The 12,535-nt window shown below is 34.3% G+C and carries 16 protein-coding genes; 8 read left to right on the top strand and 8 right to left on the bottom strand.

What is annotated here, in order from left to right; translation table 11 throughout:
- Positions 1 to 26: 26 nt before the first annotated feature.
- From PSR14_RS27280 to PSR14_RS27255, 6 genes are all read right to left on the bottom strand, one after another.
- A complete protein-coding gene (locus PSR14_RS27280; RefSeq protein WP_098487431.1) occupies positions 27 to 281 on the bottom strand; it encodes a hypothetical protein in 255 nt (84 codons plus the stop codon).
- Positions 282 to 353: 72 nt separating this feature from the next.
- Positions 354 to 1,256: a DMT family transporter gene (locus PSR14_RS27275; RefSeq protein ID WP_000410514.1), complete on the bottom strand. Its 903-nt coding sequence runs from the start codon at positions 1,254 to 1,256 to the stop codon at positions 354 to 356.
- 139 nt (positions 1,257 to 1,395) lie between these two features.
- The gene (locus tag PSR14_RS27270) at positions 1,396 to 2,838 is read right to left on the bottom strand and encodes a cell wall metabolism sensor histidine kinase WalK (protein ID WP_098487432.1); all 1,443 of its coding nucleotides are present in this window, start codon (positions 2,836 to 2,838) and stop codon (positions 1,396 to 1,398) included.
- The gene (locus tag PSR14_RS27265) at positions 2,816 to 3,481 is read right to left on the bottom strand and encodes a response regulator transcription factor (RefSeq protein WP_000148833.1); all 666 of its coding nucleotides are present in this window, start codon (positions 3,479 to 3,481) and stop codon (positions 2,816 to 2,818) included. The genes PSR14_RS27270 and PSR14_RS27265 overlap by 23 nt, the downstream gene beginning before the upstream one ends.
- A 364-nt stretch (positions 3,482 to 3,845) precedes the next feature.
- The gene (locus tag PSR14_RS27260; RefSeq protein ID WP_098487433.1) at positions 3,846 to 4,307 is read right to left on the bottom strand and encodes a L,D-transpeptidase; all 462 of its coding nucleotides are present in this window, start codon (positions 4,305 to 4,307) and stop codon (positions 3,846 to 3,848) included.
- A 30-nt stretch (positions 4,308 to 4,337) separates the two neighbouring features.
- Positions 4,338 to 4,781 (bottom strand): DUF3978 domain-containing protein, encoded by a 444-nt coding sequence (locus tag PSR14_RS27255; RefSeq protein WP_000388752.1) that lies wholly within the window; start codon positions 4,779 to 4,781, stop codon positions 4,338 to 4,340.
- A 404-nt stretch (positions 4,782 to 5,185) separates the two neighbouring features.
- Between PSR14_RS27255 and PSR14_RS27250 the strand changes: the two genes are divergently transcribed.
- The 5 genes from PSR14_RS27250 (at position 5,186) to PSR14_RS27230 (ending at position 8,249) form a co-directional block, all read left to right on the top strand.
- The gene (locus PSR14_RS27250) at positions 5,186 to 5,800 is read left to right on the top strand and encodes a DedA family protein (protein ID WP_098487434.1); all 615 of its coding nucleotides are present in this window, start codon (positions 5,186 to 5,188) and stop codon (positions 5,798 to 5,800) included.
- A 198-nt stretch (positions 5,801 to 5,998) separates the two neighbouring features.
- Positions 5,999 to 6,220, top strand: coding sequence for a helix-turn-helix transcriptional regulator (locus PSR14_RS27245; protein WP_000776167.1), 222 nt, complete (start codon positions 5,999 to 6,001; stop codon positions 6,218 to 6,220).
- On the top strand, positions 6,204 to 6,917 hold the full coding sequence (locus PSR14_RS27240; RefSeq protein WP_098487435.1) for a DUF3169 family protein: 714 nt from the start codon (positions 6,204 to 6,206) through the stop codon (positions 6,915 to 6,917). The genes PSR14_RS27245 and PSR14_RS27240 overlap by 17 nt, the downstream gene beginning before the upstream one ends.
- Before the next feature lie 42 nt (positions 6,918 to 6,959).
- Positions 6,960 to 7,973 (top strand): hypothetical protein, encoded by a 1,014-nt coding sequence (locus PSR14_RS27235; protein WP_406644242.1) that lies wholly within the window; start codon positions 6,960 to 6,962, stop codon positions 7,971 to 7,973.
- Positions 7,974 to 8,108: 135 nt separating this feature from the next.
- A complete protein-coding gene (locus tag PSR14_RS27230) occupies positions 8,109 to 8,249 on the top strand; it encodes a DUF3985 family protein (RefSeq protein ID WP_000404784.1) in 141 nt (46 codons plus the stop codon).
- 452 nt (positions 8,250 to 8,701) lie between these two features.
- Here PSR14_RS27230 and PSR14_RS27225 read toward each other — a convergent pair whose 3' ends face one another.
- Positions 8,702 to 9,088 carry a DUF3938 domain-containing protein gene (locus PSR14_RS27225; RefSeq protein WP_001077770.1) on the bottom strand — a complete coding sequence of 129 codons (387 nt, stop codon included), beginning with the start codon at positions 9,086 to 9,088 and terminating at the stop codon, positions 8,702 to 8,704.
- 462 nt (positions 9,089 to 9,550) lie between these two features.
- Between PSR14_RS27225 and PSR14_RS27220 the strand changes: the two genes are divergently transcribed.
- On the top strand, positions 9,551 to 10,072 hold the full coding sequence (locus tag PSR14_RS27220; protein ID WP_098487436.1) for a GNAT family N-acetyltransferase: 522 nt from the start codon (positions 9,551 to 9,553) through the stop codon (positions 10,070 to 10,072).
- A 99-nt stretch (positions 10,073 to 10,171) separates the two neighbouring features.
- On the opposite strand, the gene PSR14_RS27215 is transcribed toward PSR14_RS27220, so the two are convergent.
- Positions 10,172 to 11,065: a YitT family protein gene (locus tag PSR14_RS27215; protein ID WP_098487437.1), complete on the bottom strand. Its 894-nt coding sequence runs from the start codon at positions 11,063 to 11,065 to the stop codon at positions 10,172 to 10,174.
- Positions 11,066 to 11,342: 277 nt separating this feature from the next.
- Here PSR14_RS27215 and PSR14_RS27210 point away from each other — a divergent pair, with 277 nt between their 5' ends.
- Together PSR14_RS27210 and yidC are read left to right on the top strand one after the other, a co-directional pair.
- A complete protein-coding gene (locus tag PSR14_RS27210; protein WP_000394930.1) occupies positions 11,343 to 11,627 on the top strand; it encodes a hypothetical protein in 285 nt (94 codons plus the stop codon).
- 28 nt (positions 11,628 to 11,655) lie between these two features.
- The gene (yidC, locus tag PSR14_RS27205) at positions 11,656 to 12,438 is read left to right on the top strand and encodes a membrane protein insertase YidC (protein WP_098487438.1); all 783 of its coding nucleotides are present in this window, start codon (positions 11,656 to 11,658) and stop codon (positions 12,436 to 12,438) included.
- Positions 12,439 to 12,535: the final 97 nt, after the last annotated feature.

Raw genomic sequence — 12,535 nt, 5'->3', positions numbered from 1 at the left:
CTTTCAAGTAAATGAAAGGTCTTTTGTTATGCAGTAGGATTCTCTTTCTTATCCTTTAAGAAGAAAAGCATGGCAAGGATTACAAGAATAATAGCTGCAATATCATATGTTATTTTGAATGTGGTATTAAAGTTTAAGTACTCCACCAGAGGGGTTTTGACTGCCCCAGCATATATGCAAATGGGAATGAGGAGCAAATCGTAAAATTTCTTTTCTTTCATATATCTTATTAGGAAGAAGATACACATAATGGCAAAAAAGGCTACGCTTAAAATAGTCATTTATACCTCCAAATAGATTTGAAATTATACCACATTGTAACTTTATTTCCATTTATAAGCAAGTTAATATTTTTAAGCACTATACACGCGATTACGTTTTTTTTCTTTCCTAGCTGTAAGAAGTTGAGGAGTGAAAATCCCAAGTAATATAACGATAATCCCAATCCACTGCATGAACGTTACGACTTCATGTACAAGTGTAATAGAAGCAATAATGGCTGTTGGTAATTCAGCTGCACCTAGTATTGTACCAAGTCCTGTTCCTACTTTCGGTACGCCAATCGAAAAACAAATGACAGGTACGACAACGCCGAATAATCCGAGGAAGAAAGCATATTTCCATAGGCCAGCTTGCAAAGCACCGTCTGTTAAAAAGGTTGGCGGGAAGAATAGGCATACGATAAGCGTAGCGCTTGTTGTCATAAGAAAGCTTTTCGTATAAGGCGGAACTTCTGTAGCAACACGCCCACTGGCGAAAACATAGAATGAAAAAGAGACAGCGGCTAATAGACCAAAGATCATACCTTTCGTGGAAAAGTTTTGTCCGAGACCTTCAAAGACACCGCCTGCAAACAATGTTCCAGCAAATAAAATAATGATAGATATAACTTTCTCACGGCTTGGAAATGTTCGGTTTGCAATTGCTTCAATAACGACACCAATCCATGTGAACTGGAAAAGTAGAACGACAGCGATAGATGCTGGTAGTTCTTCTACAGAAATAGCGTAGAAGATACCGGTCATACTCATCGTTGAGCCAACTGTTAGTAAGGAAAAGAATTGCTTTTTTGTTACTTTATGACGTGAAACGAAAAGAACGAGCAGGAGAAGACCAATCCATCCGAAGACATATTGTCCTCCTAATAGTTGATGTGCTGAAAATCCATTAATGAATCCGAGTTTGAAAATAGTTGAAAGTACGCCGTAGCTACAAGCTCCGAATAAAACGAGTAATGAATACTTAAATTTCTCCATGAAAATCCTCCTTTTACATAATAAAAAACGCCCGCTATCCAAATAAGGATAACGGGCGAACGAAACAGAGTCATATACTCTACAAAATTCCGCCACTCATACGAAGTATGAATTTGGGATATGAAATTGTAGTAGGTTTTTACATTGCTTTTGGGAATACAATAGAACATTTTACACCTTGAGGCGTGTTTTGTATACCATAAGGAAATTGATGTTTATCTAGTATTTGTTTTACAATGTATAACCCAAGACCACTACCTTGTACTAAGCCGTGTTTGTCAGGGTTTGCGCGATAGAATGGCTCAAATAAATGAGCAAGTTTATCCTCATCTATTTGTGAACCTGTATTTAATACTTCTAATGCGTAACCGTTTGGCTTTTCATAAAGCTTTATATATACATGCTGATGGTCAATTGTATAATGAATTGCATTTGAAATAATGTTAAAAATGGCAGTTTGAATAAATTTAGGATCAGCTAAAACTTGTACATCTTGTTTAATGTTAGATTGAACATTTAACTGCTTTACAGATACGAAATAATCTACTTTCTTCATAACATCCTCAATAATATTAGTTAATGAGATAACTTTTAAATCAGGTTTAAATTGAGGGTTTTGTATTTTGGATAATTCCGACATTTTTTCCGTTAATATGTTAATGTCTTGCATCATTTCATAGGAACGTTTTAAATATTTATCTCTATCTTTATAAGCTCCAATTCCGTGAATCATGCCATCTAGTTGTCCCATAACGGCTGCGATTGGTGTTTTTAATTCATGGGAAACCATAGACATAAATTCTTTACGAGATTGTTCTAATTGTTGTTCCTTTTTGAGTTCATTTCTTAAATCTTGATTGCTTGCATGTAAATTCTTCACTATATTTGGTATTTGTGAAGCAGCTACTTGTAAATTAAAATCTGTTTGATCCGTATTTTTGTTGAGTAGCTTTTTATCTGAGAAATCAAGATTCATAATATCTTTTAAAGCATCACTCATATATTGAAAAGGTTTAGCAATTAGTTTTGCATAAATTAAAGATCCGAGCAGAGAGAGTGCAAGCATTGTTGCGCCAATATGTGGAGCTAATTGCTGCAGTACATCTGTTAATTTTGGATTATCTTGTGCATCATTTGCTTTACTTGCTGCATTTTGTTTATGTAAGGCATCATTAGTAGCGACTTGCTTTTCCATTTCTGTAGATGGAGCAGAAGTGCTATTTTCCCCCGAAATATTTTGAGCATGTTCTTTTGCTTTTGCAGTTTGGCTAGGCTGCAAAAGGTGATTGATAGCTGTAGAGAGAGAATTATAATCTATAATAGCAGATTGGAAATTAAACATGTCCCCCTGTGATACAGCTTTATTTTGATTCGTTTTACTTTGATCGTTTTGTTTATCTGAATCCGCTTGTTCTGTAGTATGCGTTCCATTTTCTTTCGCAAAACGTTCTTTATCGTAGTTTGAAGCTAAGAAGTAAATAACTTGATAAAGACAAAGTGATAAAAGAATACAAAATAATAAGGTTTTGATGAAAATATTTTTGGTGATGTTGTCTTTGCTACGATTCGATTTTGTAGCCAATGCCTTTCACCGTTTTAATATAAGGAATTCCTAATTTTTTTCGTAAGTTTTTAATATGTGTATCTATAACTCTTACATCACCATAATGTTCATAGCCCCATACCTTATTCAACAAATCACTTCTTGATAATACTTTTCCTCGATTTTGCAGTAAAGTATAAATAATTTCAAATTCTTTTGTTGTCAATTCAATTTGATTACCATGAACATAAGCGGCGTATGCTGTAGAATTTAACATCAATTCATGGAATTGTAGTATAGTCGCAGCTTCGGCTTCCTTCGTTGCTGCCCTTCTTAATACAGCTTCTACACGTTTAATAAATACGGTGTAATGGAACGGTTTCGTAATATAGTCATCAATACCTAATTCAAATCCTTTAATTTCACTTTCTTCATTATGTAAGCCTGTTAACATAATGATTGGTACATCAGATTGTCCTCGCATAATTTTACAAATACTATAGCCATCTATATCTGGTAACATCACATCAAGGAGGACAAGATCGTATGAATTTTTTTGGAAAAGAAGTATACCTTCTGTTCCAGCACCAACGACATCAACAGTAAAGTTTTGTGCCATTAGAAATTCACGAATTAGTTCTTGTATATCTGGGTTGTCTTCAATCACCAGTATATGCGTCATAGTAACACCTCCTAAATAACGCTTTTAACTGCAATATTCGAATTCATCATTTTTTCGATGACTCAGATTGTTTATACATATAATAAGCCCCCGCCATAAAATAATCATGAAAGTAGCAAGGGGAGTTGTTTAGTGAAACTGAATATTTAAGAATTACAGTAATTCTATTATAGTATGTATTGTAAAATTTATAAAATATTATAACTGTATAATTTTAATATCCATGTTTATCAATGTTTGGATGTTACCTAACACAATCTATTCCTATTATATATGTAAATACAGTTGTTTTGCTACTGTAAATGAAGAAATAAAATAAGCCAAGACATAAAATTCTTGGCTACATGTAAATCGCGCTTTGAGGTTATTTTACAGTGACAGTAGCTTGCTGGGGAATACGCTCAAATAACCAGTGTATATCATTGTTATACATACGAATACAACCTAGTGTTGTCCACTTACCAATTGCCTGATTATTGTTCGTACCATGAATCGCATAAGTTGTTCCGTAAGTTCCTGCCATGTTTAGTCCGAGCCAACGGTCACCAAGCGGATTACGTGGATCGCCGCCTTTAATTTTGCCTGTGTAATAAGGACGATTTTTAATTTTATTTACGATTTGGAAAGTACCTTTAGGTGTAGGAGTAGATGCTTTTCCAGTAGCGACAGTAAAACTTTTTATGAATTTTCCGTTTTGATAATAATCCATTTTATTTAACTGCGTGTTTACAATCAGTTGATCTTTCGTTGTAGCTGCTTCAGTAGTTGTGAATGGAATAGTTAAAACTCCTAATGATAATAGTGCGCTTAATAATAGTTTTTTCATTTTATTCTCCTTTTTACTATTGTAATAGTCTTACATACAATGAATTTGCAATCCTCGTAATACTTTATTTACATTTTCATCTAATGTTTCAAAGAAAGTAGTAATTTTGGCATTGTGTTTGTTGTTTTTATCAATAAGTAATCTTTCATTTAATAAAAGTTCACCATGTAGTCCAAAACTTTGAACTTGAATATTTAATTCATCTTCCGTTTCAGAAATAATTGGTAAGAAGTAGTGAAAAGCTTTCGTTGGAATGATGTAGCTTTTGCCAATCATGCTTTCTTGATTTGAATTAATCCATTTTTTCGTAACAATCTTAATGTTCTTTTTTGAAACGATAAAAGACAGTGTTGTAGACTTTGTTAAACTTACGTCAAATTCATTTGTTTCACATATGTGTAAATTAAAAACGGTTTCATTTTGGTGAGATTCAACATTTGTATTAATAAAATCGTGCATTTTATAAGCTTCCATTTCGTATTCATCCTTTTTTCAATTTCGAAAAGCGATTAATATTTATTCAAATTAATGTTTAGTCATATATTAGTTAAATTTTTAAACAAATTCCGATATAATCTTACAATACGTATATGAAGCTAATATGAAGTTCGTATGAGTTTGTAGTGGTTTTTTATTAAGAACAAAATATAACGATTTTTAAGTGTTAAAAAATGGATAAAAAATGCATGTTAAGGCCCTGGTTTCTCACGTTATATACTTGTTAAGTTGTCTGAAAATGAAAGTAAATAAAGAACGGAAAAGTTTAGTGAGAGCCTTACAAAAATGTAATAAAAATGTAAGCTATTGTGATAGTTATTTCGACAATTTTTTTATACAATATTAGTAAGAAGTTGCACGTGATTGAAAGGAGAGATGACATGGAATGGATTCATGAATTATTTCAGCAATACGGGTACTATGTTGTACTTGTCGGCTTGCTGTTAGAATATATTGCACTTCCGTTTCCGGGAGAGCCAACGTTAGCATATGCGGGATTTTTAGCACATAAGGGTGATTTAAGTTTACCGATTTTAATTATCCTATCCTTCATTGGGACAAGTGTAGGAATGACGATCCAATACTTTTTAGGAAATAAATTAGGAATGCCCTTTGTTCAAAAGTATGGGAAATACGTATTTTTAACACAAAGAAAAATCAACTTAACAAGAATGTGGTTTGATAAGTATGGATACTTCTTGATTTTTATCGGTTTCTTTATTCCTGGTGTACGTCACTTTACAGGATACTTTGCGGGAATTATTAACTTACCATTCCGCCGTTTTGCAATTACAATTTACTCAGGTGCTCTATTTTGGGTATCATTCTTCTTAATCGGTGGTTACTGGCTAGGCGGCAATTTACATGATATTTTTGGAGCGCTAGAAGGTCATATCGGTAAAATTATTTTTGGAGTGATTGCGATTGTAGCAATTACGTTAGGAGTTCGTTTCCGTAAACAGTTAAAACGAGCATTATTACAAAACGCAAGTTAATATGGAATCCATTCTATGTCAGAATTTAGGAAGGCAGTGCAGAAGCACTGCCTTTTTTATTTTAATAAGTTTTTGTTTACCTGTTTAAAAATTTATAGATTATATTGTCAATTATTAACGTCAAAATGACAATTATAATTGACAAAAATAAGGATATTATTTACAATTTTAATTAAATAAATGAAAAAGAGGGAAGATATGAAGCTTCAAAATCGAGTGAGGGAATTGCGAGCAAAGCATCGTTTATCACAAGGGGATTTGGGGAAAGCGATTGGATCATCGCGGCAAACGATTAGTTTAATTGAGCGCGGGGATTATGCACCATCTATCGTATTGTCGTTAAAAATCGCACAAATTTTCAATGTACCGGTGGAGGAAATATTTACGTTAGTGGAGGGGGAAGATGATGGTGAAGGGTAAAGTAAAGGGGAAAATGTTGGCTATACTGAAGCTGTTAGCAGGAGTGATATGTGGCGGGTTCATAGGGTATGTAGTAGGGGATAATGCAACAGAGGGAACTAGTAAAATATCCCCTGTTATTAGCATTGGCATGATGAGTTTATTTGGCGTAATAGCTATATATTATATTTGGAAGCGTACAAGAGTACTCGCACAAACGAAAGATGAAGAAGAAAATGTTAAGGGACGAAGGTTAGGGATAGTGCTTATTTATTTTCGAGTAATGGAAATTATTATTCCATCATGGTTTGTTTGCTCAGTTATTGCGTTTTATAGAACGTATACAAAAGAAGGGAGCTTGCTCTTTGTTAGTGTAAGTATTGTGGTATCTACAGTGTGCTTTATTGCTATAACTTGGTTAGGGTCTGTAATGAGGAAAAGGTATAACGCTTTATATCCAGAACAGAGTGTTACGTATTCTCAGTCAATGGAAATGTGGGCAAAGAATGCAGATGAAGGACAAAAACAAATTGTTCATGAGGCGGGATATAAGGCATATCAATATACAAATATGACACTTGCCTGTGCATGGTTAGTGGCAATTGCTTATGTACTTTTAGATGGGAAAGATTATTTTATGGTCATTATGATTTCGTTCGTTTGGGTTTTACATGTTGGAACATATATGTACGAAATGCATAGAAAAATGATTTATTAAGGGGAGAAAAAGGTGGATATTTTAAGAAGGCCAGCTGGTACTATGACGGCGGCGTTAGTTTTGTCCATTTTATACGGAGTAATCCGAACTGGGAAATTAGAAGTAATTTTGAACCTATGGGCAATAGTTGGAATTTCATTGTTAGTATTAGCCATTCATGAGCTAGGGCATGTAGTATTCGGTGTAATAGGTGGTTTGAATTTTAAATTTATGACAGTAGGACCCATTACTGTTCAAAAAGAGAAGGGGAAAGTACGCATTCGAGAAAATAAATTATGGGCGTACTTTGGAGGCGTTGCAACACTAGTACCGCCTTCTATAGAGACACCGAACCTTTCGAAAAAGTGGGCATGGCTTACTTTAGGTGGACCGATTACGAGTTTATTATTTGGTATTACTTCAGGTTACATATATATGGTGAGTTATTATCAATATCTTTTATATTTTTCCTTTTTCCATTTTGCAATCTTTGCAGTTACAATTGTGCCGATAAAAGGAACGCTTATGAGTGATGGTATGCAATTTCTTATTTTAATTAAAGATGATGAAAGAGCTAGAAATCATTTATATGAGATTCAAATATCGAGTGAGTTATTTAGTTATAAAAGACCGAGAGATTGGGATGAAAGATTGGTAGAACTGAGTGAGGAAAAAATAAAAGAGAATAAAGGGATAAGAGAGATAATGAGTAGACTTATGCTCGTCTTTTTGGCTCGTGCGGATCAAGAGGGAATGGAAAGAGCTGTACCGTATATAAAACAAATTGTTCAACTACCTGTAACGAAAGAAAATAAGTTTTTCGTTAGTAGTTTTCATAGTTGGTACCTTTTATATAAAGCCCTTTATGAGATGGATAGTCTTTCTTTAGAAGAAGCGAGGGAACATGGGAAGGCTATTACAAAAATGGACCTAAACGGATATTATCGCACACAAGGAATTATTAAATATTTAGAGGGCGATATGGAAGCATCTCGTACTTATATGAGGAAAGCTGATAAAGAATTGAAGAGCGCTGAGAAGAGTGGAATGGGATATTTACAATTAGAGAGAGAATAGTTTGAGCAGCTAAAGAAGAGGGTATCTTACGATGGGTGAGGTAACCTCTTTTTTCTATGTCTTCTTATGCCGTTCCATAAAAAGTGTGGGGCGAGTAAAATAAGATAAGAAGAGCAAAGCTTGGAGGAATTCTAGATGGAAATTTTAACGATTATTTTAATCGTCTTGCTCATTTATGTTGTTTTTAAAGTGGCATATGTAGCATTAAAAATACTCGCGATCTTATTAATTATCTTTTTAATCGTAGAGTTCGGCAGTAAATTGCTTGGGGGATAGGGTATGTTGAGCGTCTTGATTGTCGAAGAATGTCGGTAAGTCGATATCCTATGTCGAACCGCCGATATAATGAAAAAATCGCCGATAAAAGTGGAGAAATCGTCGATATATTTGAAAAATCGCTGATATAATCTGGTTGGTACTGGATGGGGTATATGGAAAAGAAGTTGCCGTGAGGGTAACTTCTTTTTATTGTAGTGGCGGGGTATAGAGTATAAATAGATTGCCGAAAATTGTCGGTAAGTCGATATCCTGTGTCGAACCGTCGATATAATGAAAAAATCGCTGATATAAGTGGAGAAATCGTCGATATATTTGAAAAATCGCTGATATATTTCGGCGATTACCAGATGGGGTATATAGGGAAGGAGTTGCTGTAGAGTAGCTTCTTTTTATTATGGTGACGGGGTCTGCAAACCAACATAAAAAAAGCTGGAAGAATCTCTTCCAGCTTACGAGTTACTTTCAATTTGGCGACCGTTTTCTTCTTCGTTGTCTTGTAATAGGTTGAATACATCTGCTAGACAGAAGGCAATGAACCAAGTCCATAGACCGTGGAAGAAAGCTGAGCTTAATTGAAGTGGTAATGTATAGTTAGTCATTGAGTAGGAAATACATCCGCCGACAATTCCGATCATTGTTAATAACATTGTTTTTTGCGCATTTTCTTCTGGATTAAAGAGGAAGAAAATGTATCCACCTAAAATTGAAGCGCTTACAAGTGTTTCGATTCCATTAAAAATGATATTCTCTCCAAGCTGAGTGTTTGTCCAGAAGCAGATTGTTCCGCCGATAATAGCAAACAGGACAGCTATTGTATATCGTATATATTGATTCATATGTTCATCTCCTTATGTAATAAGATGATTTGGAAGTCAAAAAGGTAGGTATAGTATATTGAAGTGAGTTTTAATTGTACGTATCTTTTTATAAAAAGATCATTGAAGAGTAACTAAGATGATCGGTTATTTAAACCGTTACGTGTATGGTGTCTGAAATATACCTGACTGCTCGTTTCTTTTTGTTTGTAAAATATGAGAAACTTCCAAGTCTATATACTCTTTTTTTGTGAGTCTGTTTTCATTATAACACATTTAGAGACATAATAATAGAATTATCTGATTTTGTAATAAGTGTAAAAAATAAAAAACGCAAGGAAATACCATTAACGGTGCGGTTTAGTAGAAGAAGGAGTTTCATTTATTTTGATGAAATATGTAATCAAGGTGAGATCTAAGTAGACTTAAATATGATAAAAAATGTTTTATGGCATGCATGTAATGTAAGGGAGGAGAGTTAACTTGGAGTTCACAACAGAAAGATTAATAATTAGGCCTTTTAAAAGTACTGATTTACAGGATGTATTTGCTATTTATAATAGTGAGGATACATGTAAGTTCCTATTACATAATAAGTGGACTTATGAAGACATGCAGGAAAGATTTAATAAGAAGCTAGCAAACAATGCACTTACTAAAGACTCAATATTAAGTTTGGCGGTTATATACAAAACTAAGGTAGTTGGTGATTTATCCGTATGGTACACAAATATGAGAGACACTGTTGAGATTGGTTATAGTTTTTCAAATGAAGTAGCTGGGAGAGGTTTGGCAACAGAAGCAGTAAGTCGTTTGGTATTTAAATTATTTCATGAATGTAATGTACATCGTATACAAGCTAATCTTGATGCACGTAATACAGCTTCACAAAAATTGTGTGAACGAATAGGTATGAGAAAGGAAGCACATTTCATACAAGATTTCTGGAATAAAGATGAATGGACAGACAGTATTGTATATGGAATGCTATCCTCCGATTTGTAGTAATAAACGTAGTGATTGTATTATGCTAAAAGGTGCGTGAGTGGAATAACAAAGGGCATCACATATAATATGTGATGCCCTTTCATGTATTGACCTTTTTTATATGCGTTTGAAACGGCCGACAATTTCAACTGTTTCAGTAATGTTCATAAATGCTTTGTTATCCACTTGACGGATAATACGTTTCATTTCGCCTAACTCATAGCGAGTCACGACAGTGTAAATCATTTTTTTCTTATGGTTTGTATAGCCGCCGACAGCATCTACCATTGTCACGCCACGTATGCCGTGATGTAGTAGGGCGCTTTTTATTTCCTCGCCTTTTTCTGTAATTGTCATTATCGTTAATTTTATATGTTTCGTATGCACAGCATCGATCACTTTGCTGACTACAAATCGACTAATTAACGTATAAAGTGTAATATCCCATCCGAAAATAAATCCTGCTACAACAAGTAAGATTAAGTTGAATACAAATATGATTGCTCCAATTGAAACATCGCGATATTTCGCTACAATCAATCCAATAACATCAAATCCACCTGTTGAAGAAGCAAATCGGAATATGATTCCTGAGGCTGCTCCGCAGATTACACCGCCGAATACAGAAGATAGTAAAATATCGTCTGAAACTTGGTGTACAGGGATAATGTTCATCGCTAACGATGATACAGCTACAAAGTACGCTGTTAAAAAGGTTGTCTTCTTGCCTAAGTAAAAGTGACTTAAAATAAGAAGAGGAATGTTTAGTAAAAAGATAAGTGCACCGATATTGTAGTGCATTAAATAACCGATAATCATCCCTACTCCAGCGAATCCACCGCTAATCATGTTATGCGGGATAAAGAACATATTCATAGAAATTGCATACAAAATAGAAGCTACGAAAATAACAACCAACTGTATGATAAATTCTAAGTGAAATGTTTTAGCTGCTGGGAAGGATAAAAAGGCGGTGTCGGGAACGTAATCGGCGTCTCCTAGTTGACCCATAGTATGTTTCATCTCCATATTCATTTTTGATTACAAGAAGAGAATAAAGGTTTTTTCAAAAACTGGCAATAGTTTTATTATAATGCAAAAATTTTATAAATTTCTAATAAATCAAGCCTATTCATTGATGTGTGTGAATATACTAAAGAAAGCGAATACAATGTTTCTCAATTATTATTTTCTTGAGAAAATATGCAAAATACTTTTTTTGACGATAAAAGGAAATAGAGAATGTTTGCCGAATGTGCTAAAATGACCTTATTAAGGATGTGAAGCGATGGAATTTTTATTGCAGGATGCAATTCTATATATATCGTTTGTAACGACAGCACTTTGTTTATTAGAAGTTTTCTTCCTTGCTAACGTTTCTCGCTTTGTGCGTCAGCAAGCATCGAGCGGTAGACAAAGAGCATTTGCGTTAGTTGATACATGTGAAGATAGTGCGGGGAATGTACCACTATTTTCTATTTTTTATAAATATGGAATGATTCGTTCTGTACGCAGACAAGAATCAAGTGAAGAGAATGACGAGGTCGGTCCGTATACACCAATGTTTCGCTAAATAATTACGAAACATTGGAGGAATGAACATGTTAAAATCATACCGAGCTGTGCTCGTTAGTTTATCATTATTACTTGTTTTTGTTTTATCTGGTTGCAGTAATGCAGCACCAATTGATGCACATAGTACGGGAATTTGGGATCATTACTTTGTATATCCAATCTCGTTTATGATTCAATTTGTTGCTCATCATATATCGGGAGCTAGCTTTGGGATTGCTATCATTATTATGACGCTCGTTATTCGTTCAGCAATGATTCCATTAGCTGTTTCGCAATATCGTAGCCAAGCGAAAATGAAGAAAATGCAACCTGAATTGCAGAAGTTAAAGCAGAAATACGGTGATGTAAGCAAAGATCTAGAAAAACAAAAACAGTATCAAAAAGAAATGTCAGAATTAATGAAATCAGGCGGTTGGAATCCACTTGCTGGTTGTTGGCCAATCTTTATACAAATGCCGATTTTCTCTGCTTTGTATTATGCGATTAGCCGAACAGAAGAGATTCGCACATCTTCGTTTTTATGGGTGAACTTAGGACATGCAGATCCTTATCATATATTACCGATTATTGCAGCATTAACGACATTTATTCAAATGAAGGTTTTCCAATCGAATATTACACCTGGAGAACAAGTACAGATGCTAAAGATGCAGCAAATTATGATGCCGGCAATGATTTTATTTATGGGATTTGCGGCACCATCAGGTCTTGTGTTGTACTGGATAACAGGTAACTTATTTACAATGACACAAACAATTGTATTAAGAAGAATAATGGAACGTGAAGAATTACAATTACAAAAAGCTTAGAAAAACACCGCTCGGGATGAGCGGTGTTTTTTTTGTTAAGTCGTTAAGGAAATGTTAAGAAACCAACATTACTATAGGCGTTGTATACGAAAGTGTA

This window comes from Bacillus sp. A01H (assembly GCF_045277205.1).
Taxonomy (GTDB): Bacteria; Bacillota; Bacilli; order Bacillales; family Bacillaceae_G; genus Bacillus_A; species Bacillus_A paranthracis.
This window is presented reverse-complemented; position numbering and strand designations above follow the sequence as displayed.